This is a genomic window from Rhizobium sp. LARHSG275, from assembly GCF_052871115.1.
In genome coordinates this window covers 26433-52743 of sequence record NZ_JBIXJN010000030.1, presented here as the reverse complement: position 1 = coordinate 52743, position 26311 = coordinate 26433, and the positions used below count along the sequence as shown (strand labels likewise).

Annotated in this window: 25 protein-coding genes and 2 pseudogenes; 17 read left to right on the top strand and 10 right to left on the bottom strand. The window is 61.9% G+C overall.

Going from position 1 to position 26311, the window contains the following annotated elements; all coding sequences use genetic code 11:
• The first annotated feature begins 308 nt into the window (after positions 1-308).
• The 3 genes from ACIPSK_RS29950 to ACIPSK_RS29940 all read left to right on the top strand — a co-directional run bounded on the left by ACIPSK_RS29950 (position 309) and on the right by ACIPSK_RS29940 (position 3339).
• Positions 309-983 (top strand): invasion associated locus B family protein, encoded by a 675-nt coding sequence (locus tag ACIPSK_RS29950; protein WP_170278557.1) that lies wholly within the window; start codon positions 309-311, stop codon positions 981-983.
• Between the two features lie 432 nt (positions 984-1415).
• The gene (tldD, locus tag ACIPSK_RS29945; protein WP_162118299.1) at positions 1416-2831 is read left to right on the top strand and encodes a metalloprotease TldD; all 1416 of its coding nucleotides are present in this window, start codon (positions 1416-1418) and stop codon (positions 2829-2831) included.
• 16 nt (positions 2832-2847) lie between these two features.
• The gene (locus ACIPSK_RS29940; RefSeq protein ID WP_162118300.1) at positions 2848-3339 is read left to right on the top strand and encodes a GNAT family N-acetyltransferase; all 492 of its coding nucleotides are present in this window, start codon (positions 2848-2850) and stop codon (positions 3337-3339) included.
• Positions 3340-3440: 101 nt separating this feature from the next.
• Here the strand turns inward: ACIPSK_RS29940 and ACIPSK_RS29935 are convergent, their stop codons facing one another.
• Together ACIPSK_RS29935 and ACIPSK_RS29930 are read right to left on the bottom strand one after the other, a co-directional pair.
• Positions 3441-3758 carry a MazG nucleotide pyrophosphohydrolase domain-containing protein gene (locus ACIPSK_RS29935; RefSeq protein ID WP_017963106.1) on the bottom strand — a complete coding sequence of 106 codons (318 nt, stop codon included), beginning with the start codon at positions 3756-3758 and terminating at the stop codon, positions 3441-3443.
• Between the two features lie 82 nt (positions 3759-3840).
• Positions 3841-5124 (bottom strand): D-alanyl-D-alanine carboxypeptidase family protein, encoded by a 1284-nt coding sequence (locus ACIPSK_RS29930; RefSeq protein ID WP_162118301.1) that lies wholly within the window; start codon positions 5122-5124, stop codon positions 3841-3843.
• A gap of 248 nt (positions 5125-5372) precedes the next feature.
• Here ACIPSK_RS29930 and ACIPSK_RS29925 point away from each other — a divergent pair, with 248 nt between their 5' ends.
• Positions 5373-6410, top strand: a complete 1038-nt coding sequence (locus ACIPSK_RS29925; RefSeq protein WP_162118302.1) for a polysaccharide deacetylase family protein — start codon at positions 5373-5375, stop codon at positions 6408-6410.
• 6 nt (positions 6411-6416) lie between these two features.
• Here the strand turns inward: ACIPSK_RS29925 and pdxH are convergent, their stop codons facing one another.
• Entirely contained in the window at positions 6417-7037 is a 621-nt protein-coding gene (gene pdxH, locus ACIPSK_RS29920; RefSeq protein ID WP_162118303.1) for a pyridoxamine 5'-phosphate oxidase, read from the bottom strand.
• Positions 7038-7102: 65 nt separating this feature from the next.
• Between pdxH and ACIPSK_RS29915 the strand changes: the two genes are divergently transcribed.
• From ACIPSK_RS29915 to ACIPSK_RS29900, 4 genes are all read left to right on the top strand, one after another.
• Positions 7103-7561, top strand: a complete 459-nt coding sequence (locus ACIPSK_RS29915; protein WP_017963102.1) for an RT0821/Lpp0805 family surface protein — start codon at positions 7103-7105, stop codon at positions 7559-7561.
• A gap of 327 nt (positions 7562-7888) precedes the next feature.
• Positions 7889-9109: a J domain-containing protein gene (locus tag ACIPSK_RS29910; RefSeq protein WP_210254209.1), complete on the top strand. Its 1221-nt coding sequence runs from the start codon at positions 7889-7891 to the stop codon at positions 9107-9109.
• Between the two features lie 121 nt (positions 9110-9230).
• The gene (gene fabI / locus ACIPSK_RS29905) at positions 9231-10049 is read left to right on the top strand and encodes an enoyl-ACP reductase FabI (protein WP_017963100.1); all 819 of its coding nucleotides are present in this window, start codon (positions 9231-9233) and stop codon (positions 10047-10049) included.
• A 23-nt stretch (positions 10050-10072) separates the two neighbouring features.
• Positions 10073-10663, top strand: coding sequence for a histidine phosphatase family protein (locus tag ACIPSK_RS29900; protein ID WP_162118305.1), 591 nt, complete (start codon positions 10073-10075; stop codon positions 10661-10663).
• Between the two features lie 20 nt (positions 10664-10683).
• Here the strand turns inward: ACIPSK_RS29900 and ACIPSK_RS29895 are convergent.
• The 3 genes and pseudogenes from ACIPSK_RS29895 to ACIPSK_RS29885 form a co-directional block, all read right to left on the bottom strand.
• Positions 10684-10877: pseudogene (locus ACIPSK_RS29895) on the bottom strand (type II toxin-antitoxin system HicA family toxin).
• Positions 10878-10881: 4 nt separating this feature from the next.
• Positions 10882-11124, bottom strand: a complete 243-nt coding sequence (locus tag ACIPSK_RS29890; RefSeq protein ID WP_037115447.1) for a DUF1902 domain-containing protein — start codon at positions 11122-11124, stop codon at positions 10882-10884.
• 135 nt (positions 11125-11259) lie between these two features.
• Positions 11260-11520: a DUF1344 domain-containing protein gene (locus ACIPSK_RS29885; RefSeq protein ID WP_003569889.1), complete on the bottom strand. Its 261-nt coding sequence runs from the start codon at positions 11518-11520 to the stop codon at positions 11260-11262.
• A 245-nt stretch (positions 11521-11765) separates the two neighbouring features.
• On the opposite strand from ACIPSK_RS29885, the gene ACIPSK_RS29880 reads away from it, so the two are divergent.
• From ACIPSK_RS29880 to ribB, 3 genes are all read left to right on the top strand, one after another.
• Entirely contained in the window at positions 11766-14945 is a 3180-nt protein-coding gene (locus ACIPSK_RS29880) for a bifunctional diguanylate cyclase/phosphodiesterase (protein ID WP_162118306.1), read from the top strand.
• A 233-nt stretch (positions 14946-15178) separates the two neighbouring features.
• Positions 15179-16276, top strand: coding sequence for a chorismate synthase (gene aroC / locus ACIPSK_RS29875; protein WP_162118307.1), 1098 nt, complete (start codon positions 15179-15181; stop codon positions 16274-16276).
• 13 nt (positions 16277-16289) lie between these two features.
• Positions 16290-17393: a 3,4-dihydroxy-2-butanone-4-phosphate synthase gene (ribB, locus tag ACIPSK_RS29870; protein WP_162118308.1), complete on the top strand. Its 1104-nt coding sequence runs from the start codon at positions 16290-16292 to the stop codon at positions 17391-17393.
• Positions 17394-17612: 219 nt separating this feature from the next.
• On the opposite strand, the gene ACIPSK_RS29865 is transcribed toward ribB, so the two are convergent.
• Positions 17613-18803, bottom strand: coding sequence for a winged helix-turn-helix domain-containing protein (locus ACIPSK_RS29865; protein WP_162118309.1), 1191 nt, complete (start codon positions 18801-18803; stop codon positions 17613-17615).
• Positions 18804-19157: 354 nt separating this feature from the next.
• On the opposite strand from ACIPSK_RS29865, the gene ACIPSK_RS29860 reads away from it, so the two are divergent.
• From ACIPSK_RS29860 to ACIPSK_RS29835, 6 genes and pseudogenes are all read left to right on the top strand, one after another.
• On the top strand, positions 19158-19832 hold the full coding sequence (locus ACIPSK_RS29860) for an energy-coupling factor ABC transporter ATP-binding protein (protein WP_162118310.1): 675 nt from the start codon (positions 19158-19160) through the stop codon (positions 19830-19832).
• Positions 19832-20440 (top strand): energy-coupling factor transporter transmembrane component T family protein, encoded by a 609-nt coding sequence (locus tag ACIPSK_RS29855; protein ID WP_162118311.1) that lies wholly within the window; start codon positions 19832-19834, stop codon positions 20438-20440. Before ACIPSK_RS29860 ends, ACIPSK_RS29855 begins: the two co-directional genes overlap by 1 nt.
• Before the next feature lie 24 nt (positions 20441-20464).
• Positions 20465-21028 (top strand): biotin transporter BioY, encoded by a 564-nt coding sequence (locus tag ACIPSK_RS29850; RefSeq protein WP_162118312.1) that lies wholly within the window; start codon positions 20465-20467, stop codon positions 21026-21028.
• 110 nt (positions 21029-21138) lie between these two features.
• Positions 21139-21675, top strand: a complete 537-nt coding sequence (locus tag ACIPSK_RS29845) for a GXWXG domain-containing protein (protein ID WP_162118313.1) — start codon at positions 21139-21141, stop codon at positions 21673-21675.
• 238 nt (positions 21676-21913) lie between these two features.
• Positions 21914-22039 (top strand): annotated as a pseudogene (locus tag ACIPSK_RS29840) (alpha/beta fold hydrolase); the annotation flags it as partial.
• The gene (locus tag ACIPSK_RS29835) at positions 22036-23175 is read left to right on the top strand and encodes a PAS domain-containing sensor histidine kinase (protein WP_162118315.1); all 1140 of its coding nucleotides are present in this window, start codon (positions 22036-22038) and stop codon (positions 23173-23175) included. The pseudogene ACIPSK_RS29840 and the gene ACIPSK_RS29835, both read left to right, overlap by 4 nt.
• 126 nt (positions 23176-23301) lie before the next feature.
• On the opposite strand, the gene ACIPSK_RS29830 is transcribed toward ACIPSK_RS29835, so the two are convergent.
• The 3 genes from ACIPSK_RS29830 to ACIPSK_RS29820 form a co-directional block, all read right to left on the bottom strand.
• A complete protein-coding gene (locus ACIPSK_RS29830; protein WP_162118316.1) occupies positions 23302-24519 on the bottom strand; it encodes an MFS transporter in 1218 nt (405 codons plus the stop codon).
• A gap of 87 nt (positions 24520-24606) precedes the next feature.
• Positions 24607-25098, bottom strand: a complete 492-nt coding sequence (locus tag ACIPSK_RS29825; protein ID WP_162118317.1) for a cupin domain-containing protein — start codon at positions 25096-25098, stop codon at positions 24607-24609.
• A gap of 190 nt (positions 25099-25288) precedes the next feature.
• Positions 25289-26185: a LysR family transcriptional regulator gene (locus ACIPSK_RS29820; RefSeq protein ID WP_162118318.1), complete on the bottom strand. Its 897-nt coding sequence runs from the start codon at positions 26183-26185 to the stop codon at positions 25289-25291.
• Positions 26186-26311: the final 126 nt, after the last annotated feature.

Here is a 26311-nt window from a genome sequence, read left to right as displayed (position 1 = left end):
TATCTCCCTCGAGCGCTTGACCTGCACAATAGAACGCAGAATCCTTGCCATCTTCAGCGCTTCAAACCACAGTTTGGCATTCGCCGCAACAGGTCAGAGCAATTGTCTATGCGGCATTTTTGCTCAAAGCATAGGCAGGCCGGAACGGCAAAACATACCAAGTTTTTCATCAGCATATGAAAAATCGGCTTTCCGGCCAATCCGCGCGCGACACATTATTTCGCAAAGGTCCAATTTCCGCCGCAGTCCCCCGGTTTTCACGGGGTGGGGCTTTTCATTTTTGGTGGGCAGCTTCAACAATAGCCGCAATGATTCGATATCCAGAGGTTTCCATGGGTTTCCGTTCCCTCGCGCAGTCGCTTCTCGTGACTGCCAGCATCGCGGCCGCAGCGACGACGCCCGTTTTCGCACAGCAGCAACCCACCCCGTCGGAGGCCAAGCCGCCCGCTTCGGCGCCGGCTCCGGCGCCGACCCCTGCTCCGGCGCCGCAACAGCCGAGCGCCGCCAAACCGAATGTCGAACAGGTGACGCCCGGCCAGACGCAGCCGCCGGCGCCCGGCACGGTGAAATCCAATCACGGCGCATGGTCTGTCGTCTGCGACAAGCCGGCCGGGGCTTCGACCGAACAATGCGCGCTGATGCAGAATGTCATCGCCGAGGATCGGCCGGAGGTCGGCCTTTCCGTCGTCGTCTTGAAGACGGCCGACCGCAAGTCGAAGATTCTCCGTGTGCTCGCGCCGCTCGGCGTGCTGCTGCCGAACGGCCTCGGGCTCAATGTCGACGGCAAGGATATCGGCCGCGCCTATTTCGTCCGCTGCTTCGCCGATGGCTGCTATGCCGAGGTCGTGCTCGAGGACGAGCTGCTCAAGACCTTCCGCAGCGGCGCCCAGGCAACCTTCATCGTCTTCCAGACCCCGGAGGAAGGCATCGGCATCCCCGTCGACCTCAAGGGCTTTGCCGAAGGTTTCGACGCCCTGCCGTGAGCGCCGGCTAGTCGCGACGTCTCGATTCCCTCTTCTCCCCAGCGGGGAGAAGGTGCCCGTAGGGCGGATGAGGGGGCCGGCGAAGCCGGTCTTTTCAACAACGCCCATACGGGCTTCGACAGCGCTGGCGTCATCTCGGCCGTGCTCAGGGTCTTGGCGCGGTGTTATCGTTAGCGAACCGGGAATAGGATTTGCGTGAAGGATGTGCCGTGTGGCCCCCTCATCCGCCTGCCGGCACCTTCTCCCCGAGGGGAGAAGAGATTGCGCCGCGCCCTCTCCGTTCCCCGCCTACTCATCGTATGGTACGTTCCGTCTCGTCACATCATCCCATTAAAAAAGAATAATTCGACGGCGGGGCTTCACTCCTTATTATGTGGAGCCCTATCTAGGGAGTAAGTGCACTCCTGAACGCATGCCCATTGGAGCCCTATCATGACCACCGATCTCCTGACGCTTTTCGATGCCGATGAAGCCACGATGCGCAAGCGCGTCGCCGAGGCTCTGTCCGGCGCCGATGACGGCGAACTGTTCATCGAGCATGCGCAGGCGGAAGCGCTGACCTTCGACAATGGCCGGCTGAAGGGCGGCAGCTTCAACACCGAACAGGGTTTCGGCCTGCGCGCCGTTGCCGGCGAAGCTGTGGGTTATGCCCATGCCGGCGATCTCTCGGTGGCGGCGCTGAAGCGGGCGGCCGATGCCGTCGGCGCGGTGACGCGCGGCTATTCCGGCTCCTATGCGGCAGCGCCCCAGGGCACCAATAAGAAATTCTACAGCGACGAGAACCCGATCGGCCAGCCGAGCTTCGAGGAGAAGGTCAAGGTCCTGCAGGACATCGACGCCTATCTCAGGGGCAAGGACGACAAAGTGCGGCAGGTGACGGCCTCGGTCGCCGCGAGCTGGCAGGTCGTCGATATCCTGCGGGCCGACGGACATCGTGTGCGCGACATCAGGCCGATGACGCGCATCAACATTTCGGTGATGGTCGGCGAAGGCGATCGGCAGGAGAGCGGCTCCTATGGCCACGGCGGGCGCATCGGATTCGGCGACTTCATCGCCGAGGGCAGCTGGCAATACGGCGCCGACGAGGCGCTGCGCCAGGCGCTCGTCAATCTCGAGGCGATCGATGCACCGGCGGGCACGATGGATGTCGTGCTCGGTTCGGGCTGGCCGGGCGTGATGCTGCACGAGGCTGTTGGTCACGGGCTGGAAGGTGATTTCAACCGCAAGAAGACGTCGGCATTCGCCGGGCTTCTCGGCCAGATGGTCGCCGCTCCCGGTGTCACCGTCGTCGACGACGGAACGATCGACAATCGCCGCGGCTCGATCACCATCGACGACGAGGGTACGCCGTCTGCCTACAACGTGCTGATCGAAAACGGCAAGCTCGTCGGTTATATGCAGGATCGGCAGAATGCCCGGCTGATGGGCATGGCGCCCACCGGCAACGGTCGCCGCCAGGGCTATGCCCATGTGCCGATGCCGCGCATGACCAACACTTATATGCTCGGCGGCGACAAGACGCCCGAGGAGATCATCGCCTCCGTGAAGAAGGGGATCTACGCGGTCTCCTTCGGCGGCGGCCAGGTTGATATCACCTCCGGCAAGTTCGTCTTCGGCTGCACGGAAGCCTATGTGATCGAGAACGGCAAGGTCGGCGCGCCGATCAAGGGCGCGATGTTGATCGGCAACGGTCCAGATGCGATGAAGCGGGTGTCGATGATCGGCAACGACATGAAGCTCGATACCGGTATCGGCAACTGCGGCAAGGCCGGCCAATGGGTTCCCGTCGGCGTCGGCCAGCCGCATCTGCGCATGGATCAGGTGACGGTCGGCGGCACGCAGACCTGAGGCAAAAGGAACTGTGATGGCGGACATCGAAATCAGGACCTTCACAGCCGATGACGCCGATGCCGTGCTTTCGGTGATCCTGCCGATCCAGCGCGAGGAGTTCGGCATCGACATCACCGCGGATGCGCAGCCGGATCTCCGGGTCATCCCGGATTTCTATCAGTCCGGCAAGGGACAGTTCTGGGTTGCCGTCCAGGATGGCGCCATCGTCGGCACCGTCGGGCTCAAGGATATCGGCAATAATCAGGCGGCGCTGCGCAAGATGTTCGTCTCAGCTGCGGTTCGCGGTCGCGAGCACGGCGTGGCGGCGCGGCTTCTCGATCGGCTGTTTGCCCATGCCAGGGAAGCCGGCATTACCGATATCTTCCTCGGCACGACCGACAAGTTCGTCGCCGCGCATCGCTTCTACGAGAAGAACGGCTTTACCGAGATTGCCAAGAGCGCCCTGCCCCGCGCCTTCCCGCTGATGGCGGTGGACAGCAAGTTCTACCGCCATAAGGTCGGCTGATTTAAGTTTTGGGACGATCGTGATGCGGCTGAACACGAACAGCCTCGCCTAAAGCGACTATGCAGTCGTCCGAAAACCGCCGCACGTTTGGCCGCCCTGCATCAGCTCTTCGACGTTTGCGCCGGCTGAAACAGCCACTTCCGTTCGATGGCGGCAGCAAGGTCGATATCGTTGCGTCGGGCGAAGAGCAGGAGGTGGCCGAGAACGTCGGCGGTCTCGTCGGCAAGGTCTTGCTGCATATCTTCCGGTGAACGCCCCTTTGCACGGCCGCGCCCCGTTAGCCGGTTCCAGGCCTGTGTCAGCTCGCCCATTTCCTCCTGTAGTTTCAGAAGGAACCAATCGGCATCACGCTCAATGCCGTTGGCGGCGACGTGGGTAGAGGAAGAAATTTCGAACTGATCGGCGAGACGGCGCAGCATGGGCGTTCTCCTTTTGTTTAGGGAGGAGACGCTGATTCCCCATGATTGTCCAGACTGGGATTATGCCAATGCCGGGCGGCGATCAACCGCGATCCGGCAGCAGCATGCAGTCATAGGAGCGCTGCTTCAGCGCATCGCAGGCCGAGACGGCAGCATCCTTGCTGGCGAAACCGACGAAGCGGGCGCGATAGATCTTATTGGCCCCCTGCCCGACCGCCTCGGTATAGGGCGAAGCAGAAAGGAGTGGCGCGCCGCCTTCCGACTTCGCCTGGGCGAGGAGCGCGCGTGCGGCGTCGGCGCTCGGAGCGGCCGAGATCTGGATCTGCCAGTCGCCATTGGTCTTCCCCGCCGATGTCTTCGGTGTCTTGCCGGCGTTGAGGATCTCGTCCATCGCGACCGGACGCTCCAGCGGCACGACGGCGTCATCGGCGTAGGCCAGGCTCTTGGCTGCGAGATCGTCGGCTTGGCGCGGAGCATTGAGCGGCACCGGAACATCCGAAGCGTCAGCGGCGGACGCGACTTCGACAGTATCTTTGGCGCCGACGCTCGCCACCAGCTTTGCGCCGCCGGAAGACGAGGCACGGCCGAGATAGCGGTCAAGCAAACCAGCCATCTTGTCGTCGCGGCTGCGGGCGGTCCGGCCGCCGAGCACGACGCCGACCACGCGGCGGTTGCCGTCTCTGACGGCGCTGACGAGGTTGAAGCCGGAGGCGTTGGTGTAACCGGTCTTGATGCCGTCCATGCCCTGGTAGCGGTACATGAGATTGTTGTGGCCGCGCACCGTCCGGCCGCGGAAATTGAAACTTGCCGTCGAAAACAGCCGATATTCGTTCGGATAATTCTTCATCAAGGCGACGGCGAGCGTCGACATGTCGCGCGCTGTGGTGACCTGGCGGCCGTCCGGCAGGCCGGAGGCATTGACGAAGACGGTGCGGCTCATGCCGAGCTGGCGGGCCCTGGCCGTCATCATCCGGGCAAAACCGCTTTCCGAACCGGCGAGCGTCTCGCCCATGGCGGAGGCGGCATCATTGGCGGATTTGACGATCATGCCATAGACCGCCTCGCGCACGGTGATCGTGCCGCCCGCCTTGACGCCAAGCTTGGTCGGCGGCCGGGCGGCGGCGTATTTCGAAATCCTGATCGGAGTGTCCCAGGCGATCTTGCCGCGTTTCAACGCCTCGAAAGTGAGATAGAGCGTCATCATCTTCGTCAGCGAGGCCGGATGGTTCAGCGTATCGGCGTTTTCGGCAGCGAGAACCTTGCCAGTGCGGGCATCGAGGATCAGCGAAGCGCTGCCGGCAAGGGCCGCAAGCGGCGCCGAAACGGCAAGCGCTACGGTCAACAGAGCCGCCAAAAGCTTTCTCATCCACTTTCCCCTCATACGCTTGCCCTGATGCTCGGCACTTGATGCACCGGCTCTCGGTCAGATCGGCGTTTGTGTCGTAATGTGACAGAAGCCGTAAGTTTGGCGCGACTTTGAGGCAACGCCTATCATTTTTCTAGTCTTTTCATCACCTTGGTTAACAGGAAATCAAGGACATGTGCCGGATCGGGATTCAGCAAGGCTTAAGTCGCACTTGCTAGTTTCCGGCAAAGGCAACGAACGGGCGCCGCATGACGGGACAATTCAAGCGACTGGCAAAACGTGCAGCGATCGGCGCCGGGCTCGAGCTTTCCTGGCTGCTCGGCTCGGCCGGGCTGATGCGCGAAGCGCGCGGGCGCGGCGTCGTCTTCACGCTGCATCATGTCCGCCCGCACATGCCCGAAATCTTCGAACCGAATGCGCATCTCGAAATCACCCCGAGTTTTCTCGACGCGGCGCTGCAACGGCTGAGGCGGCAGGGCTATCGTTTCGTGCCGCTCGATCAGGTGCCGGCGCTGTTGGCAGAGCCCGAGGGCGCACAGCCGTTTGCGGCCTTCACCCTCGACGACGGATACGGCAACAATCTGGAACATGCGCTGCCGGTGTTCGAGCGGCATCAGGCGCCGTTCACGGTGTTCGTCGCCAAGGGTTTTGCCGAGAGCTCTCACAGTATCTGGTGGGAGACGCTGGCGATCCTCTTGCGCCAGGCGCCGGAAATCCGCTTCGATTTCGGCCGCGGCATGGAGCGCCTGGTGCTCGACAGCCTGCAGCAGCAATGGCATGCCTTCGATCGCTTCGCCTGGTATATCCACCGCTCCGACGAGGCGCGCGCCGTCGCCGCGATCGATCTGCTGGCGCGGGAAAACGATATCGAGCCGACAGACATCGTTCGCGAACTGGTGATGGGGCCTGGCGAATTGCAATGGCTCGCCAGCCATCCGCTCGCAGCGCTTGGCGCCCATACGATCAGCCATCGCGCGCTCGCCCGCCTGCCGGAAGCCGAAGCGCGAATCGAGATGCAGGCTTCAGCGGATTACCTTGAGGCGGTGACCGGCTTCCGTCCCGAGACGATCGCCTATCCCTACGGCACGCCGGAGGCTGCGACCGCCCGCGAGGCGCGCATCGCACGCAATCTCGGCTTTACCCTCGCGGTCACCACGCAACCCGGGCTGCCGGCAGCGCGGCTCACCGGCTATCTCCCGCGCATTTCGCTCAACGGCTTCTACCAGAAGCGACGCTACGTCTCGGCGCTTGCTTCCGGCATACCGCTGAAGCTGATGGGCCGGTAAAGCCCGCTACGGATACATCCGCACCTTGTCCCATTCGCCTTCCGGTGATGGCCGGCGAAATTCGACACGGTCGTGCAGGCGGAATTTCTGGTCCTTCCAGAATTCGATCGAGGTCGGCCGGATGCGGAAGCCCGACCAGTGGGCGGGGCGCGGAATCTCGCCGATGGCATAACGCGCGGTATATTCAGCCACGGCCTTCTCAAGCGCGAAACGGCTTTCGAGCGGACGAGATTGTTTAGAGGCCCAGGCGCCGATGCGGCTGCCGCGCGCACGTGTCTTGAAATAGGCGTCGGCTTCGGCGTCGGTGACGATCTCGACGGGACCACGCAGCCGCACTTGACGGCGCAGGCTTTTCCAGTGAAAGCACATGGCGGCCTTTCTCTGGCCAAGAATTTCGCGGCCTTTCTGGCTCTCGAAATTGGTGTAGAAGACGAAACCATCTTCGTCGAATCCCTTCAGGAGAACCATGCGGACATTCGGAAGACCATCTTCATCGACCGTCGCCAGCGCCACCGCATTGGGGTCGTTGGGCTCGGAGGCCTCCGCTTCTTTCAGCCATTCGGCAAAGAGCTTGAAGGGCTCGCCACTTTCGGTAAAGTCACCGCTTGTTAACTCGTTTGCCGACATATTGGTTCAAATGCCCCGGATTATTCAAAACTCGCCCAGCTTTTGATAACTGGACAGGATGCAGGGTGGAAGTCATAGCAAAGTCATCTCGCTATACAAAGGGGCTGCGGCGACGCAGCAGCGCATCCTTCGTCATCGGCGTCGCGATGTTGTCGCTTTCCGGCTGCGTCGGCGGCGGCATGGATTTCCTGAGTGACGCCAAGGTCGACCGGTCGGTGGCAACCGGCACCGTGCCGCAGACGCCGCCGAGCACGGACACGCTCTCCGACGAGATGACCGTGCGCAACGCCGTCACGTCGGCCGACGTGGAAAGGCTGGAGGGCCAGCCGCTTCCCTGGGCGAACGCATCGACCGGCAGTGCCGGCGTCATCGAAACGATCGTCGAGAACAATGAGTCCGGCCAGGTCTGCCGGCAGTTCCGCACGACCCGCCATTCCTATGTCGGCATCGCCAAATTCTACGGCAAGACCTGCCTCGTCGGCGGCGGCAACTGGCAGCTTCTGAGCTTCCAGCCGGAAAGTTGATCCGGCGGGAAAGTTGATCCGGCGGGAAAGTTGATCCGGCGGGAAAGCTGATCTGCCTCTGCATAATCAAATGTGTGACAGCGTCCTTTTGCGCGCCCGAAAAGACGGGTAGCGCCGTCGCCGACAGGTTAACGCCCGTCCACTTTCTGCCGCGTGCTTAGCAAAGAGCTAACCATTCGCCGCAAAACACCCCACATGTCTCCACAGAAATAACAAGTGATTAGCAACTCCGCCGCAGGATCGGCGTTGAGAGTGGCTGTTCCTGCCTATGTAGCGGGCGGCGCCACATACGTTTTATTGAACGGGGATGCCGGGCAAGGACGAGGCTTGCCGCATCGCAACACCGGCGGTTTTAACATGCGCGATCCTTATAAAATTCTGGGCGTCAAGCGCGACGCGGCAGTAGACGAGATCAAGGCGGCTTGGCGCAACATGGCCAAATCAGCCCATCCCGACCACAATCAGGACGATCCGACAGCAACGGCCCGATTCGCCGAGATCGGCCGCGCCTATGAAACGCTGAAGGACCCGCGCAAACGCAGCCTGTTCGACAATGCCCTGCGGATGGCCGAAGCCAAGAAGCACGAACAGACGATCATGCAGCAGCGCCAGGCCGCCCGCGAGGCGGCCGTGCGCGCCAAGGGGGCGCAGGCCAATGCCGAGCGCGTGATGGAAGAGCTGGCGCGCGCCGCCGCCCAGAAGGCTGCCGCCGACGGCTCCAGGCAACAGGCAGGTTCCGCTGAGGCGGCCGATGAGATGGTGGATCGCATTTTCGGCGCCCAGGCCCGGGCTGCCGCCGGCGGCCAAGCGCAGGGTCGCGCCCAGCGGACGCAATATCAGCAGGCCCAAAATCAGCAGACACAAAACGCCCAGGGCGACGCCGGCAAGCGCATGGATGGCGACGCCGCCGAGGCCGACACCAAGGGCGACGAGGAAGCGGGCGAAGCGGCGGCAAATGCCGCCGCCAACCTGTCGCTGCCACTCAGCATCCTGACAAATCTGGTGCGCCGTTTCACCGGCGCCAAGGACACCGGCCTCGAAAGGGCGCCGGATGAGGTGACAACGGCGACGGTCACTATCGACGACGTGTTGAAGAGCGGCTGGATCACGGCGTCATTGCCGGAGGGCCGCGAAGTCGGCTTCGCATTGCCGGCAGGCACGACCGACGGTCACGAGATCAGGCTCAAGGGACAGGGCTTCAAACTGCCGGGCATGCAGCGCGGCGACGCCGTCGTCAACATTCGCATTGCACCCGATCCGCGCTTCACGGTCGATGGTTTCGATCTGCACGCCGTGCTGCCGCTCAGCATCGAAAATGCCGTGCTCGGCACCGAGGCGCGTATCGAAGGACCGAGCGGCCCGCTGAACGTGACGATCCCGGCATGGTCGGGCTCGGACAAGACGATCCGTGTTCCCGGCCAGGGATTGCCCCGCGAAGAGGGCGGCAGAGGCGATCTCGTCGTCGAATTGCGCATTATCTTGTGGGAAAAACCCGACGACAAAATCACCGATCTCATGCGGAGCATGCGCGAAGGCCTGTTCCTATGAAATTTTTATGACATTCGCACCCTTTATTACGATCCCTAACAGTTGATGATCCCGGCCAAGCTTGAACCGATTAACGGCCTATGCCATAGGCAGGATCGATCAGAATCCTAGGGAGCGAAATATGGCTCAAGCATCCGGCCTCATGGCAGGCAAACGCGGCGTCATCATGGGTGTCGCCAACAATCGTTCGATTGCGTGGGGTATTGCCAAGGCCATTCATGCGCAGGGCGGAGAAGTTGCGCTCACCTACCAGGGCGATGCGCTGAAGAAGCGCGTCGAGCCGCTCGCCGCCGAAATCGGCGCGACGCTCGTCGGCCATTGTGACGTCGCCGACGAAGCAACCATCGACGCCGTTTTCGAAAACGTCGAAAAGCTCTGGGGCAAGATCGATTTCCTCGTGCATGCGATCGGCTTTTCCGACAAGGACGAGCTGACCGGCCGCTACGTCGACACCTCGCCCGACAATTTCACCAAGACGATGCAGATCTCCGTCTATTCCTTCACCTCGGTCGCACGCCGCGCCGAGAAGCTGATGACGGATGGCGGCGCCATGCTGACGCTGACCTATTACGGCGCCGAAAAGGTGATGCCGAACTATAACGTCATGGGTGTCGCCAAGGCCGCGCTCGAAGCCAGCGTCAAGTATCTTGCCGTCGATCTCGGCCCCCAGAACATCCGCGTCAACGCCGTTTCGGCCGGACCGATCAAGACGCTTGCCGCCTCCGGCATCGGCGATTTTCGCTATATTCTGAAGTGGAACGAATATAACGCGCCGTTGCGCCGTACCGTCACCATCGAGGAAGTCGGCGATGTCGGCCTCTATCTCCTGTCGGATCTCTCGCGCTCCGTCACCGGCGAAGTGCATCACGCCGACAGCGGCTATCATGTCATCGGCATGAAGGCGGTCGACGCGCCCGACATTTCCGTCATCAAGGACTGATTTCTCCATATGGATGCGAGACCGTGCTTATCTACGTGATCAGACACGGCCAGACCGCCTGGAATGCCGAGCGCCGCCTGCAGGGTCAGAAGGATATCCCGATGAATGCCACGGGCCTGGAACAGGCCCGGCAGAACGGCATCGCGCTTGCCGGGATTCTCGGCGACACGATCGACCAGTTCGATTTCGTCGCAAGCCCGCTCCAGCGCACGCGCGCGACGATGGAAATCATGCGCACCGCCATGGGCCTGCCGCCGCTGGCCTATCGCACCGATCCAAGGCTGGTGGAAATTTCCTTCGGCGACTGGGAAGGCTCAACGATCAAGGAGTTGAAGGCGACGCAGCGCGAGCGGGTAGCGGAGCGCAACGCCTCGAAATGGGATTTTATCCCGCCCGGCGATGATGCGGAAAGCTATGAAATCCTCTCCTGGCGCACCGGCTCTTGGCTGAACTCGGTCGATCGGCCGACGGTCTGCGTGACGCATGGCGGCGTCATCCGCACGCTGTTCCAGACGATCGCCGACCTGCCGAAAAGCACTGCTGCGGAAGGTGCGATCCCACAGGATCGGATCATCAGGATCGAAACCACGGAGCGGACGATCGTCTGGCTGTAGGCATTGCCATTGCGCCTCGATCAAAAAGCCTTCGGAAGTCCGGCCTGTTTTAGCGTTTCATTGGCCGTATGGCGGGATTTTACACCATGGTCGACCGTGAAGTGGCGGTTAGAAATCGGCTGTACCAGATTTCATGATCACCCTTTCCCGGTCGCACGTATTCGCAGCCGGCTTTCAGCAATAACTCTTTGAGTTCGCGGAGATAGCCGGCCATGCGCTCAGTAGGTCGGATTGGGGATGCGAACGAGCTGTTCGGCCATGATATGGACGGGGATTTCCGGCAGACTCGAGGTGAAGCCGTTAAGCTCGAAAAGGTCGGTTATAGCTGCCACAACTTTAGGCTCGAGGGCTTCGAGGGTGTCGGCCTCGACGGCCAGCCCTTCGATATCGTTGCTACTGGCAACCCAAACACCAGCCTCTTCATCCCAATCCGCGCGCACTATGATCGAGGCGTGCTTCATACGATCAGTCTCCATAGCGGACACGATTGTCCTACGAGGTTGCGCACCACTGTGGGCACTACGCCGACGTGGCATAGTGTACATATGTAGTGGAATGGAAGTGAATTTTATACGCCGATCTAGGCGTTACGCTGCCTATTTGACGATATCGAGATCGTTGATGACGCGCTTGCCGTCGACCTCGGTATAGAAGACGATCACCTTCACGCCGGCTTCGAGGCCGTCGAAATTGAATTCCTCGGGCGCCTGATAGGTTTTGCCGTCATCTAGGGTCAGCACGAGGTTGGCCGTGTCGACCTTCTTGATCGTCGCCTCGACATCGGCGCTCTCGGCAAAACCGCTCATCGGGGACAGGAAGCTTGCTGTTGCCAAAAGCGTGGCGACGACGAAACGCATGGCGACAATCCTTATAAGACGCTGCACGAGAAACTGACTGGCCACAGATAAGCTCCTGAATATGGCGAAAATTGCCCGGAAGAATGGCTTTCCCCGCCCAATTGATGAATAGGATTTTAAATATAATCAAGATGCCGCGTTAACCCGGGTTTTTACGCCTTTCTTCGCCTTCCCGGAATCGACGGCGGGCAATCGTAAATTAACCCGCGCGCCCTACAGTTGCTCGTCAACATGGGGGTTTCATTTTGTTATCCAGGCTCAGCGACAGCAAGCAGTTGCGGCGCGTGTTGAAGAATAGCCGCGTCTCGTTTGTGGTTTCGTCGCTTGTCGCCCTGGTCGTCATCGTGGTCGGCTTCGGGCTCGACCAGGCCAATACTGCGTCTCATGTGCGCGAACTTCGTATCCGCACCGAAAACGAGACGAACCTGATCCGCGCCCGCGTCATGGCCGAGATCAATATGGACCTCAGCATCGTGCGCGACCTGACGAACCTGATCTCCGTCAGCACGGCAAACGGAGAGGAGATGGAGCGCCAGATCAACTGGCTGCTGATCCAGAACCCCTGTTTCATTCATATCGCCGTCGCGCCTGATTTCATCGTCCGCGACATCCACCCGCCGCAATCCGGCAATGAGCGGATCGGCCGCGACGTGCGCGAGGCTCTGTTCTTCCGCCAGGCGATGACCGGCGCGGCCGGCGACCAGTCGGCGCGCTTCTACGGCCCGATCAGCATTGACAGCCGCGACGCCTTTGCCATCTTCTTCCCGGTTTTTGTCAGGGAGAACGGCGAACGGCGGCTCTGGGGGGCGGTCGAAGTCGCCATCGACCAGACGATGTTCTACCAGGCGACCGGGCTGATGCCGGCACGCGACCGCGAGAACCGGGAACGCTATCCGCATCTCGACCATCTGTCGATCGCCATCCGCGATATCGGCGCGGCGGCCGCGACCAATGCTGCTCTGCCGGCACCGTTCTTCGGTTCGTCCGATATCGATGACAAGCATCCGATGCGCCAGAAGATCGGCTTTGCCGGCGGCAAGTGGGAGCTTTCCGCGGTCCCGAACAGCGGCTGGGACGCGATACCCGAAAACCGCACCGAGCTGCGCCTGATCATCCTTGCCGGCGGCTTCGTCATCATCGTGCCGATCTTCTTCGCGACCCTCCTGCTCGGCGAGCGCAATCGCAACATTATGGCGCTGGAGACGCGCGAGGCAAAACTGCTGGAACTGTCGCAGCGGCTCAATCTGGCGCTGGAGTCCTCGAATATCGGCATCTGGGAGCTGCAGGATGATTCGAGCAGCCTGCTCTGGGACACGCGCGCCGCGGCCCTGCACGGCAAGCCGGCCGAGGAAGGAAGCTGGGCGCTCGACGAATGGCTGGCGGCTGTCCTGCCCGAGGACCGCGACATCGCCGAAGTGCATTTCTTCAGCTGCAGCATCGCCGGTGCTGCCTGCACGGCACAATACCGCATCATGCTTGCCGACGGCGGTATCCGCCACCTGCGCTCGGTCGGCGCCTTCTATACGGATGCCGGCGGCATCAGCAAGACGATCGGCATCGTCTGGGACGTGACAGCCGATGCGGAGATCACCGACAGGCTGCGCAAGGCCAAGGATATGAGCGAGGTCAAGAATGCCGAGCTGGAGCTGGCGCTTGAAGAACTCTCGAGCCGCGAGGGGCAGCTGGCCGAGCTTTCCAGCCGGCTCGACCTGGCGCTCGATTCCTATCAGTGCGGCATATGGGAAGCCCGGCCCGGCCGAGGCGGCTCGATCTGGAACGAGCGGATGCACGAGCTCTATGGGCTTGCGCCGCGCAACGGCTTCATGACCGAGGAGATCTGGCTTGGCTGCATCCACCCCGAGGATCGAGCCTTAGCGCTCGAAAGCGCACGCCACTTCAAGAAGAACGGCGATACGCACACGCTCGTCTGCCGCGTGCTGGTCGACGACGGCTCGGTGCGTTATGTGCGCTCGGTCGGCAAGGTCCACCAGACGGGGACGGGCGAGATGAAGGTCATGGGCATCGCCTTCGACGCCACCGAAGACGTGCTGATGACGATCCGGCTGAAGGCCGCCAAGGACGAGGCGGTCGCCAAGAATATCGAGCTCGAGCTTGCCAAGAACAGGATCGAGCACAACTCGCTGCACGATCCGCTGACTGCACTCGCCAACCGCCGCAAGCTCGACATCGCGCTCGAAAATCTGACCCATGACGGACGCCGAGAGCGGCAGAAATTCTCGATCCTGCATATCGATCTCGACCGCTTCAAGGACATCAACGATACGCTCGGCCATGCCGCCGGCGATGCGATGCTGGTGCACGCCTCGAAGGTGCTCGCCAAGAACGTCCGCGGCAGCGACGTCGTCGCGCGCATCGGCGGCGACGAGTTCGTCATCCTCGCCCTCGACGTCGGCGACAAGGAGATGGCGCAACTTTCGACGCGGATCATCGAGGAGATGCGCCAGCCGATCGATTTCCAGGGCTTTTCCTGCCGCTGCGGCGTGTCGATCGGCATTGCGCTCGCCAACGGCATCCATGTCGATGCGCGCAAGATGCTGATCAATGCCGATATCGCGCTCTACCGCGCCAAGAGCATGGGCCGCAACCGCTTCGAATTCTTCAATCACAATCTCCAGGCCGATATCATCAATACCAAGCGCACCGCCGACGAGATCCTTGCCGGCATCGACAATGGCGAATTCACCGCATGGTATCAGCCGCAATTCTCGGCCCGGACGATGGAACTGACGGGCGTCGAGGCGCTGGTGCGATGGAACCACCCGTCCAAGGGGTGGCTCGCCCCCGACAAGTTCCTGCGCATTGCCGACGAGATCAATGTCGTGCAGATGCTCGACCGGATCGTTCTGGAAACGGCGCTGCGTGACAAGGTGCGCTGGACAGCCCGTGGCATTGTGGTGCCCAAGGTCTCGGTCAATGTTTCGGCGCGGCGGCTGCATGACGGCAGCCTGTTGGAATCGCTCGCCGACCTGCATATCCGTCCGGGCGAGATTTCCTTCGAACTGGTGGAATCGATCTTCCTCGACGAGAGCGAGGACGTCGTCTCGCAGAATCTCGAGCGCATCAAGGCGCTCGGCATCGATATCGAGATCGACGATTTCGGCACCGGCCATACCTCGATCGTCAGCCTGTTGAAGCTGAAGCCGAAGCGTCTGAAGATCGACCGCCAGCTGGTGCAGCCGATCGTCAATGCCTCGCAGGAGCGGGCACTCGTCAGCTCGATCATCGAAATCGCCCGCTCGCTCGGGGTCGAGACGGTGGCCGAAGGGGTGGAGACGGCGGCACATGCCGCACTGTTGCGCGATCTCGGCTGCGATATCCTGCAAGGTTATGCCTTCTCGCGGCCGCTCTCCTTCGACGACTTCACCGAGGAAGCCACCGGAACGGGGTGGCGGCTGGCGTCCTGATCGCTGCCTGCCGATCGCCCCCAGCCCTGACCCCTCCCCGCCTGTGCAGAGAGAATGGCGGCACAATGCACCGCCCGTCCATGACAACGGACGGAAACAGCATTTCCTGAGCTGCCGGTTTGGCGCAAAGAAAGGCTTTTGCCTCGGCGGTTTTTTGGCCTATGAGTGTCGCGCCTTTTCAAGCAATGGCGCGGCCGGCAGCGACCGGCTTTGGCGCGCCACCGTGGGAACACATGTCGCACAATACATTCGGTCACCTTTTCCGCGTAACCACCTGGGGCGAAAGCCATGGTCCGGCGCTCGGCTGTGTCGTCGACGGCTGCCCTCCGGGGCTGCGCTTCAAGCTCGAGGACCTGCAAGTCTGGCTCGACAAGCGCAAGCCCGGGCAATCCCGCTTCGTGACGCAGCGGCGCGAGGACGATCTGGTGAAGGTCCTGTCCGGCGTCATGATGGACGCCGACGGCGAGACGATGACGACGACCGGCACGCCGATCTCGATGCTGATCGAAAATACCGACCAGCGCTCCAAGGATTACGGCGAGATCGCCCGGCAATACCGCCCCGGCCATGCCGATTATACCTATGACCTCAAATACGGCATTCGCGACTATCGCGGCGGCGGCCGCTCCTCGGCGCGCGAGACCGCCGCGCGGGTTGCCGCCGGCGGCATCGCCCGCCTTGTCGCGCCTGGCGTTACCGTGCGCGGGGCGCTGGTGCAGATCGGCAAACACAAAATCGACCGCCGCAACTGGGATTGGGACCAGATCGATCAGAACCCGTTCTTCTCGCCCGATGCGGCGATCGTGCCGGTCTGGGAGGAGTATCTCGACGGCATCCGCAAAAACGGCTCCTCGATCGGCGCAGTCATCGAAGTGATCGCCGAAGGTGTGCCGGCCGGCCTCGGCGCGCCGATCTATGCCAAGCTCGACCAGGATATCGCCTCGCTGCTGATGTCGATCAACGCCGTCAAGGGCGTCGAGATCGGCAATGGTTTTGCCGCCGCCGAGACGTCGGGCGAAGACAATGCCGACGAGATGCGCATGGGCAATGACGGCACGCCGATCTTCCTTTCCAACAATGCCGGCGGTATTCTCGGCGGCATCTCCACCGGGCAGCCGGTGGTGGCGCGTTTCGCCGTCAAGCCGACGTCCTCGATCCTGACCGAACGCCAGTCGATCGATGCGGACGGCAAGAATGTCGATATCCGCACCAAGGGCCGGCACGACCCCTGCGTCGGCATCCGCGCCGTGCCGATCGGCGAGGCGATGGTCGCCTGCGCCATCGCCGATCATTATCTTCGCGACCGCGGCCAGACCGGCCGCCTGAAATAGGAGCGCTTGCCCCATGTCTTATGACCAGAAGCGCGTCGTCGACGCCATCCGGGCCTTCGAGGCCGGCGAGATCGTCGTCGTCATGGACGACAATGACCGCGAGAACGAAGGCGACCTGATCGTCGCCGCGGTGCATTGCACACCCGAGAAGATGGCCTTCATCGTGCGTCACACCTCCGGCATCGTCTGCGCGCCGATGCCGAAGGAAGAGGCAAAACGCCTCAACCTCAACGCCATGGTGGCGGAAAACGATTCGGCCCATACGACGGCCTTCACCGTCTCGGTCGATTTCAAGCACGGCACGACGACCGGCATCTCCGCCGACGACCGGACGCTGACGGTGCGCAACCTCGCCAATCCGAATGTCGGCGCCTCCGATTTCGTCCGCCCCGGCCACATCTTCCCCCTGGTTTCCCGCGAAGGCGGCGTTTTGATGCGCTCGGGCCATACGGAAGCGGCCGTCGATCTCTGCAAGCTTGCCGGCCTGCCGCTGATCGGCGTCATCTCCGAGCTGGTCAATGACGACGGCACCGTCACACGCGGGCCTGAGGTGGTCGATTTTGCCGAACAGCACGGGCTGAAACTCGTCTCGGTCGCCGATCTCATTGCCTATCGCCAGCGCAAGGAAACGCTGATCGAACTCGGTACCAGCTTCGACATCGAGACGCCGTTCGGCAAGGCCAAGGCCCATACCTATTCCCTGCCCTGGGATCCGATGCAGCATCTCGCCGTCGTCTTCGGCGACATCCGCGACGGGGTCGACATCCCGGTGCGGCTGCATCCGGAGAATGTCGCCGAGGATCTTTTCGGCAAGAACAGCCCGGTCGATTTCTACATGCAGAAGATTGCCGAGCAGGGCCGCGGCGTCATCGTCTACCTGCGCGAGGGCTCCGTCGGCGTCGGCCATCACGACAACGGCCGCAAGGCCCGCAACCAGGGCCGGGAGGCCCATTCCGAAGCCCAGACCCGCGAGAGCGAATGGCTGGAAATCGGCCTCGGCGCACAGATCCTCAGGGATCTCGGGGTGAGTTCGATCAAGCTGCTCACCAGCCGCGAGCGCCACTATGTCGGCCTCGAAGGCTTCGGCATCAAGATCAGCACGACGGAAATCTGCTAGCGGGGAGCCCGCCGTCGGCAAGGCAGAGACAAAGACCCCTCCCCAACCCCACAAGGGGGAGGGACTAACCCGCGGCATAGTCCTGCCACCAAAATACGCCGCCACATGCCGGATCGTCTGGAATGAAATGCGACGGGCGCCACACGGCCGCCCCTCCCCCTTGTGGGGAGGGGTTGGGGAGGGGTTTTCGCGCAGGATGCTGCTGCTCCGGCGAAAGCTTTACCCTCTCCAGCCCTCCAGAAACACGACCTTCTCCACGCCGGCAAACCGCGCGACCCGCTCCAACTCCGCTTCCAACCTCTCCAGCCGGCCGGCCGACGGCTTCACGCCCGGCTCCAGCCACAGCCGCTTGATGTCGAGCGTCGATTTCTTCCGATCCGCCTTCATGTCGATGCGGCCGATCAGCCGGTCGCCTTCGAGCAGCGGGAAGACGTAATAGCCATATTCGCGCTTCGGCTCGGGCACGAAGACTTCGATGCGGTAGAAGAAGCCGAACAGGCGTTCGGTGCGGTTGCGGTCGCGGATCATCGGATCGAAGGGGCTGAGAACGCGGATGCGCGGCGGAGCATCGGGATAGCTGTCGAGCGTCGACGGGAAATCGGCAAAGGCCCAGGATGGGCGCGCCTTGCCGTCGAGCGCCGGTTCGATCAGCACTTCGGTCAGCTCGTCGCGATGGGCCGATACCCAGGCTTTGGCCTCATCGGGCGAGACCAGGTTCCAGAAGGCCGATATCTCGCCGTGGGTGGCGAAGCCGAGGCGGGTGAGCGCGCTGCGGCAGGCCCAGTCGATGAATTCCTCGCGGCTCACCTCGGGCTCGCGGAACTCGGCCGGGATGACGCGCTCCGCCAGGTCATAGATCTTCTGGAAGTTCGAGCGGCCGGCGATGGCGAACTTGCCGGTGTGCCAGAAATATTCGAGCGCCGTCTTGTTCGGATGCCAGTTCCACCAGCCGCCGGAAACGTGGCCGTCGGCCTTGACGTCGCGCGCCAGCATCGCGCCGTCGCGACGCACGCGCTCATAGGTCTCCTCGAAGGCTGCCTCGAAACCCTCACCGCGCCATTTGCGCCAGCGTTCGACGAGGACCTTTTCCTGATGGCGGAACTTGTGTTTCCAATAGACGAAGAAGGCGCTCGGCAAAATCGAGGCGTCGTGCGTCCAGTGCTCGAACAACGCGCGTTCCTTTTCGAGCAGCGCCTTCAGATGCTCGCGCCTATACGTCTGGTTGCGGGAAAACAGGATCTGATGATGCGCCCGCTCCACCGTCTGGATGCTGTCCACCTGGACGAAACCCAGCTCATGGATGAGCTGCAGCAGGCCGGCCTTGGTCAAGGCGCGGTTCGGCGGGGCGCTGAGGCCCTGCTTGGCAAGAAAGACACGGCGGGCGTCGGAATTGGAAAGCAGATTCGTCATGACCCCATCATAATCCGGAAAATCTTCCTAGCCACTCGATATCGACAGCGCAATTTGCTCTTTCATCAGGCTGATGTCCCCGTATAGAAGCATTGCTATCCGGTTGGCGCCAATGGCTGCCCCTCACCCTAACCCTCTCCCCGCCTGCGGGGAGAGGGGACGTGCCAAACGCAGCGTCGAGATTGAGGAAGCGGGTGCGGCATATCCCCTTCTCCCCGCGAGCGGGGGTCCGAAGGACGGGTCGAGACATGTGGCTCGACCCAGGCAGAGGTGGCGGCAGGCGGATGAGGGTCGGGCGGCAATCTCCTGGGGCAAGGCGTCGAAGACGTACCACGCAGGATGCGAGGGATTGGTTTGGATATTCGTTTCGAAGGTGCCGGTGTCAGTTTCGGGGCGCGGGTGGCGCTGCAGCCGCTGACGCTTGGCATCAGTGGAAAACGCATCGGCGTCATCGGGCTGAACGGTTCGGGCAAGACCACTTTTGCGCGGCTGATCAACGGGTTGACCAAACCATCGGTCGGCCGCGTCACCGTCAACGGCCGCGACACCAGCGATGAAAAGACTGCGGTGGCCGATGTCGGCTTCATCTTCCAGTCGCCGCAGAACCAGATCATCCTGCCGATCGTCAAAGACGACATCGCCTTCGGGCTGAAGCGGCGCGGCTTCAGCAAGGCGGAAATCGACGCGAAGGTCGAGGGCGTGCTGGCCCGGTTCGGCGCCGAGGCGCTGGCCGACAGGCGCGCGCATGAGCTTTCCGGCGGCGAGCTGCAGGTGGCGGCCCTCTGCTCGGTGCTGGCGACTGGGCCTGGCATTCTTATCCTCGACGAACCGACCAACCAGCTCGACCTCAAGAACCGGGCGCTGGTCGAGAAGATTATCGCCGGGCTGCCGGAAAGCGCCATCATCATCACCCATGATCTGGAGCTGATCGCCGGTTTCGAGCGGGTGCTGCTATTTCATGAGGGGCGGCTTGCCGCCGATGCGCCGGCTACTGAGGCGATCGCCCGCTACAAGGAGATCGCCGCCTGATGCAGTCACTCTATGTCGAAGGCAACAGCGTGATGCACCGGCTTTCGCCGCGGCTAAAACTGCTGTCGCTGACGGTCTTCGGCGTGGTGCTGTTCATCAGCGGGAACCTCGCCCTGCTGTCGATCGCCGTGCTGCTGACGGCGGTTCTCTACCGCATGGTCGGCCTGCCGTTTGCCGATGGGCTCAGGCGGCTGCGGCCGATCTTCCTGACGATCGCGGTCGTGGCACTCTTCAACCTCATCTTCAATCCCTGGCAAGAGGCGCTCGTGCCCCTGCTGCGGCTGACGGCGCTGATGCTTTTGGCCGCCACCGTGACGGCGACGACGTCGATCACCGAGTTCATCGACGAGGTAACGGCGCTCGCCCGCCCGCTTGAACGCACCGGCTGGGTGCAGGCCGACGATATCGGCCTGGCGCTGGGGCTGGTGCTGCGTTTCGTGCCGGAGATCGTCGGGCGTTATCAGGCGATCCGCGAGGCGCACAAGGCACGCGGGCTGAAGGTGCGGCCGACAACGCTGCTTGCGCCGCTGATCATCCTGACGCTCAAGGATGCGGATAATATCGCCGCGGCGATTGACGCGCGCGGCATTCGGCGGCATGTGAGTTAACGATTGATAAACACGGAATTCATGATGAGCACTCGCGACCTCGTTCTTACCGCCCTCTTTGCTGCGATCATCGTGGCGCTTGGCCTGCTGCCGCCGATCTCCCTCGGCTTCATTCCGGTGCCGATCACCGCCCAATCCCTCGGCGTGATGATGGCCGGCGTCGTGCTCGGCGCCCGGCGCGGCGCGATTGCCGTGCTGATCGTGCTGGTGCTGATCGCGATCGGCCTGCCAGTGCTTTCCGGCGGTCGCGGCGGGCTTGCCATTTTCGCATCGCCAACGGCCGGCTTCCTGATCGGTTGGATCTTTGCGGCCTTCGTCACCGGCTGGCTCAGCGAACGGCTGGTCAACCATCAGCAATCCGGCCTGGTGCAGACGGTCAGCTTCTTCCTCACCGCCATGGTCGGCGGCATCGTCGTGCTCTACGCCTTCGGCATCACCTATCTGGCGACCGTCGCCGGCCTCGGCTTCACGAAAGCCTTCGTCGGCTCGATGGCTTTCATTCCCGGCGATGTGATCAAGGCTTTCGTCGCAGCCCTGCTCGGCCGCGCCGTCATGGTCGGCTATCCCCTGCTGCCGTCGCGCGCCTGAGGCATAGGCCAGTCTTGTCCGGTGAACACCCCCAACGGCCCCCTCGGGGGCCGTTGCGCTTCCGGTCCGCATAAACGGGAACTTCCGAACCTTCATTTTATTTTTCCGCAATGAACATCCCTGGAGGAGAACCCATGCGAGGCGACCGGCAGGAGGAGGTGGCTGCCTGGTTCCGGTCGCTGGATCCTGTCCAGCCGAAGGACATGGTCGGCCTTTGGAGCGGCGTCGGCATTCCGTCGGGTCATCCGCTAGACGGCGTGCTCGAGAACCTCAACTGGTTTGGCAAGCGCTTCCATTCCGACATGCGGGCGGACGCCCTGCTCTTCACATGGAAACCGGGCCGACTCGTGGCGCTCGAGCCAAGCTTGTTACCCATTAATCTGGCGATCAAGATGGCGCCCTTTGGCCGGACATTCGTTGCCCGCGGCTGGTTCTCATACCTGCAGAAGGTGCTTCGAGCGAGAGGCACCACAGCTTCGTTGCGGCTTCAGGCCCTCGACGGCATCGAAACGGCTGCGATGATCTACGACAAACAGCCGATCGTGGACTATTTCCGCAGGATTGACGATGACGAGATTGCCGGAATGATGTGCGTGCGCGGCGACCCTCGGCGGTTCTTCTTCAAGCTCCGGAAATTGACGGACTGAGGTATGCAGCAAACGGCTGGCGGCCACCTCTGGAACATCGCGGCACACGACCATCGAACGCATTGCCCAATTCTTTCCTCAATCCAAAACAGGCTGAACATGCTATGAAAGCAGGGCAGAGGGCGAGATGACCGTCATCGATCGAAATCATGTTCAAGTCCGGGGCGATGGCCAGCGTGCGATGATATTTTCGCATGGATTCGGATGCGACCAAAATATGGGGCGCTTCGTCGCCCCGGTCGGCGAATTCGTGCATCAGCAGGTCCCAAACAGTCAATTGGTCGTGCTGAACGCCAGGGGCCACTGCCCCAATCTCAGCGCTCCCGACGAGGTCATATCCGCAATCCGGCGGTTCGTCCGATGACCGGTGGCGACACGCAAATCGTCATGCCGGCGGAAGACCTTGAGGACCTGTACGAAAACGCGCCATGCGGCTATCTTTCGCTGCAGCCGGACGGGCGCATCGTCAAGGTGAACCGAACGCTATCGACCTGGATCGGCATCCCTGCCGAGCAACTCCTCGGCAAACGACTTCGCGACCTGCTCAACACGTCGGGCCGGATATTCTACGAAACCCATTTTTCGCCTCTGCTGCGCATGCAGGGGGTTTTCAATGAGGTTGCTCTCGATCTTATGACGGCCGACGGCAGGACCTTGCCCGTGCTCGCCAATGCAATGGAAAGACGCGCAGAAGACGGTGCCCTGCTTTTCACCCGCGTGACGATGTTCCAGGCTGCCGAGCGTCGCCGTTATGAACGGGAGCTGGTCGAGGCGCGCGCAGCCGCGGACGCAGCCGGCGCCATCGTCAAATCCCAGCTCGACCTTGAACAGCAAACCGCCGAATTGCGGGAGCAGTTTATCGCTGTCCTTGGCCATGACCTGCGCAATCCGCTTGCCTCGATTGCCGCTGCGGCTCGCATGCTGCGAAAGGAGGAGCAGACCGATCGCTCGACCAACATTCTCGATTTGATGCAGGGCAGCGTCGTTCGCATGTCCGGCCTGATCGACAACGTTCTCGACTTCGCGCGCGGACGATTGGGTGGCGGCATCACGATCGAGAGGCGAGCGGAGTATCTCGAACCGATCCTGCGACAGGTCATCGGAGAACTCCGCTCCTGTCATCTCGACCGCGCAATTGAGGTGAGTATCGACTTCGCCGGACCGATAAACTGCGACAGCGGCCGGATTGGCCAGCTGGTGTCCAACCTGCTCGGAAATGCCCTGACCCATGGGACGCCGGACGAACCGGTGCGGCTCTCGGCGGCAACTGTCGACGGAAGACTGGAACTTTGGATCGCCAACAGCGGCCCTCCGATTTCCTGCGATGCGATGACAAGGCTTTTTCAGCCTTATTTCAGAGGCGAAATCGGTACAAATCAAAGAGGATTGGGGCTGGGTCTGCACATCGCTTCGGAAATCGCCCGCGCCCATGGCGGGACGATCACGGTCAGTTCCGATGACAAGGAGACGCGCTTCACCTTTGTGATGCCGTTGGATTGATCCGGACGGTAGATCGGTTCGTCCACTTGCCCCTCGGATAGCTTTCGGTAGCTCTGCCTGCGTTCCCGCCTGCGGCCGTCTCGACACTGTAGAATGCCGTTCGATGTGCGCTTCGATGTCCCTGGATCATCGCCGGAGTGGACCGGGCGTTGAGCCGATGGGAAGGGCAATCACGATGGCCGCAAGCAGCGCTGCGACGAGCATGCCGACACAGGCCGGCCAGCCCACGTGATCATAGATCTGGCCGAGTACGAGGCTGCCTGCGAGACCCCCGGTGTAATAGGAGGCGAGGTAAATTCCGCTGGCGCCTGCCTTGTCCGTGACCGCGCGTCGGCCAACCAATCCGGTGGCGATCGCTTGGGCGAGGAATGTCCCTATTGCCACGAGCGCCAGTCCGGCCAACACCAGAGGCAAGCTGACACTCAGAAGTGCCGCGAGGCCGACAATGGCGAGCCCAAGCGTCGAAATGATCCCAAGTTTTGCCCCGATCCGGACCGCGAGCTTGCCTGCCATCGGCGTGGTCAGCATCGACGGCAGGAATACCAGATAAACCAGGCCGAGCGTCATCGGCGACAGGCCGAGAGCCACGAGTTGGAAATTCACATAGGTGAAGGTTCCGATGAAGACGAAAAGGATGAGGAAGCCGATCGCGAAGACGCGGCGCAGCTCACCATCGGCGAGATGATAGGTCCAGCGGTACGTGTTGAACGAGCCGTCTTCGCTGGTCTGCATCATGGAGGAGGTCTTTTTGAGGGTGAGCCAGACAAGCAGCGCGCCGGCGATGTTGAGGGCCGCGAAGGTGAGGAAGTTGATTTCAAGCCCACCGAACCCGACCACTATTGCAGAGAGGATGCGGCCGAAGAAATTGCTCGCGACATTGCCGGTGACATACGCCGCCAAGGCGCCTGTCGCCTGGGTTGGCGAGAAGTGTTCCGAGAGATAGGCAATGGTCAGCGTGAAGGCTGCCGACATGCAGAGGCCCTGGACGATACGGAGGACGGCAAAAACCGTCAGATCGTGGGTAAAGGCCAGAGCTGTCGTGGGAAGTGAAAGCAGCGCAAGGCTGATCCAGATACCGCTGCGGCGATCGATCCTGCGACCGAAGAAAGCTATGCCAAGCCCGGCGACGGCCATGCCGAAAGTGCTGGCATTGACGGCAAAGCCCATGGCGGCGCGGCTGACCTGAAATCTCTCCACAAGCGCGGGCAGGATCGCCTGAGCCGCGAAGAGATCGACCAACGTCAGGAAGGAAATCAACGCGATGACGGCAAAGCGCCAGCCATCGGCGGCGGTAGCGCCGAGGGTCGTTCTCGGCGGATTGAGGACATGCTCGATGCCGGTCATGGCGATCACTCCAAGTGTCTGGTGAATGCGTGTGGCGTCTCCGGCTTGGCGGGGCCGGAGACAGCTGTCAGCGAGCTCGGAAGCGGCTCACATGGATTCGTTCTTTTGCTCTTCCGAGGTCAGGATGTCGGCGGAGTAGAGAACAGCCGGCTTGCTGCCGTTGTTCTTCCACCAATGCGACAGCATGCCGAATTCGGCAGTCACGTCGCCAGCCTTATGCTCGATCGGCACTTTGCACGTGCTGCGGTATTCGGTGATCGAGCCCGAAACGATCAGGATGTTGGCCGGACGGCTCTCATGCGAATGCCACGGCACGACGCCGCCAGGCTGCACAACCAGCTTGCGCATCCGCAGGGCGCTGTTCTTCCAGGCGTCTCCCTTGGAGGCGAGGTCAATCGATGAGATGAGCTTGTCAGTCACACCCTTCGGCATCATTTCGCCGGGTTGCATGCCGTTTTCGGCGACCTGGCCGGCCGGGCATTCGCCGGCATAGGCTTGGCCTGTGGACATGGTGGTGAAAGACGCGAGAGCGAGGACGGAGGCGAGCGTCAGGCGCTTGGCATTCAGTTCGAATTTCATCAGAGTTCTCCTGGTTGGGCCCGGATGAAGCGTTCGCGCCGGGCATGACAAGGAGCATGGAGAAGGTGATGGCGAATGAGAAATGCCGCCTCATTCTCAATTCCATAGCCTGAGGCTATCGTGAAACGCAGGACGTGCGGACGCTCCGCATCGCCAGGACACGGAGCACAGTTCATTATTCGCTATGCTTTCAATGTGAGCGGCCTGGCAGCGCGGCCCAACCGTAAGATTTGACAGCGCCGACGAAAGTCGAGACGGCCGGGGAGAAGCGGCGGCCAGCTACGGTTACAAGGCAGACTTCGCGGGTTACCTCCGGTTCGGCGACCGGCCGGACTTGCAGGCCAGGCACGACGGCGCTGTATTCAGGAATGAAACAGATACCGAGACCACCAGCGACAAGATTCTGAATCCAGTCCTCACGTTCGCTCGAATAGGAGACGATAGTGCTCACACCCTGAGCGTCACAGAGATCCGTCAGGTAGTCCCAGTACTCGCAATTGACACGGCGAAGATAGATCTCGCCATCGATCGCGGCGATCGGAATGGCATCGTATTGGCTAAGCCGGTGCCCCGCCGGAAAGGCCAGCATGAACCGTTCCCGAAACAGCGGCGTCACATCGAAGCGCTCCGGAAAATTGTCGGCGCTCGACATGATCGCGATATCGAGTTCGCCCTGCTCCAGCAATCCCGCCAACTTGGCCGGAATGCCCTCGACGAGTTGGAGCTGGATACCCTTGTGGCGCATGTTGAAATCGGTGAGCAGGCCGGTAAAGCGCCGCGGTCCGATCGTGCACATGATGCCGACCTTGAGGTGCGCGTCGTTGAGACAGAGAAATTTCGATGCCTCGGTTTTGACGCCCAGGAGTTCGTCCTGCACTTGCTGGAAACGCGGACGCAAGAGATTGCCGAGATCGGTGATGTGGGTGAGGTTTCGTTCGCGACGAAAAAGCAGCCCGCCCACCTCGTCCTCGAGCTGCTGAACCGCTCTGCTCAGCGCGGGCTGAGTGACATTGCAGTTCTGCGCCGCGCGCGTGAAGTTGCGCGTTTCGCAAACGGCCAGAAAATACCGGATGTGATGGATATCCATATCCGCTCCCCAACAATTCCAAAGTAAGCCAATGCATCTACTCTGGTCCCCGGCGCTATATTCGGCCAATGCCACTGAATTATCAATTCCATTAGTGAGCGGCATTTCTCTTATGACTGCAACCGC

Bases quoted from the DNA above. Each gene is read 5' to 3' on its own strand.
- ACIPSK_RS29950 (WP_170278557.1), top strand. From the start codon at position 309: ATGATTCGATATCCAGAGGTTTCCATGGGTTTCCGTTCCCTCGCGCAG.
- tldD (WP_162118299.1), top strand. From the start codon at position 1,416: ATGACCACCGATCTCCTGACGCTTTTCGATGCCGATGAAGCCACGATG.
- ACIPSK_RS29940 (WP_162118300.1), top strand. From the start codon at position 2,848: ATGGCGGACATCGAAATCAGGACCTTCACAGCCGATGACGCCGATGCC.
- ACIPSK_RS29935 (WP_017963106.1), bottom strand. From the start codon at position 3,758: ATGCTGCGCCGTCTCGCCGATCAGTTCGAAATTTCTTCCTCTACCCAC.
- ACIPSK_RS29930 (WP_162118301.1), bottom strand. From the start codon at position 5,124: ATGAGAAAGCTTTTGGCGGCTCTGTTGACCGTAGCGCTTGCCGTTTCG.
- ACIPSK_RS29925 (WP_162118302.1), top strand. From the start codon at position 5,373: ATGACGGGACAATTCAAGCGACTGGCAAAACGTGCAGCGATCGGCGCC.
- pdxH (WP_162118303.1), bottom strand. From the start codon at position 7,037: ATGTCGGCAAACGAGTTAACAAGCGGTGACTTTACCGAAAGTGGCGAG.
- fabI (WP_017963100.1), top strand. From the start codon at position 9,231: ATGGCTCAAGCATCCGGCCTCATGGCAGGCAAACGCGGCGTCATCATG.
- ACIPSK_RS29890 (WP_037115447.1), bottom strand. From the start codon at position 11,124: ATGAAGCACGCCTCGATCATAGTGCGCGCGGATTGGGATGAAGAGGCT.
- ACIPSK_RS29885 (WP_003569889.1), bottom strand. From the start codon at position 11,520: ATGCGTTTCGTCGTCGCCACGCTTTTGGCAACAGCAAGCTTCCTGTCC.
- aroC (WP_162118307.1), top strand. From the start codon at position 15,179: ATGTCGCACAATACATTCGGTCACCTTTTCCGCGTAACCACCTGGGGC.
- ribB (WP_162118308.1), top strand. From the start codon at position 16,290: ATGTCTTATGACCAGAAGCGCGTCGTCGACGCCATCCGGGCCTTCGAG.
- ACIPSK_RS29865 (WP_162118309.1), bottom strand. From the start codon at position 18,803: ATGACGAATCTGCTTTCCAATTCCGACGCCCGCCGTGTCTTTCTTGCC.
- ACIPSK_RS29855 (WP_162118311.1), top strand. From the start codon at position 19,832: ATGCAGTCACTCTATGTCGAAGGCAACAGCGTGATGCACCGGCTTTCG.
- ACIPSK_RS29850 (WP_162118312.1), top strand. From the start codon at position 20,465: ATGAGCACTCGCGACCTCGTTCTTACCGCCCTCTTTGCTGCGATCATC.
- ACIPSK_RS29845 (WP_162118313.1), top strand. From the start codon at position 21,139: ATGAACATCCCTGGAGGAGAACCCATGCGAGGCGACCGGCAGGAGGAG.
- ACIPSK_RS29835 (WP_162118315.1), top strand. From the start codon at position 22,036: ATGACCGGTGGCGACACGCAAATCGTCATGCCGGCGGAAGACCTTGAG.
- ACIPSK_RS29830 (WP_162118316.1), bottom strand. From the start codon at position 24,519: ATGACCGGCATCGAGCATGTCCTCAATCCGCCGAGAACGACCCTCGGC.
- ACIPSK_RS29825 (WP_162118317.1), bottom strand. From the start codon at position 25,098: ATGAAATTCGAACTGAATGCCAAGCGCCTGACGCTCGCCTCCGTCCTC.
- ACIPSK_RS29820 (WP_162118318.1), bottom strand. From the start codon at position 26,185: ATGGATATCCATCACATCCGGTATTTTCTGGCCGTTTGCGAAACGCGC.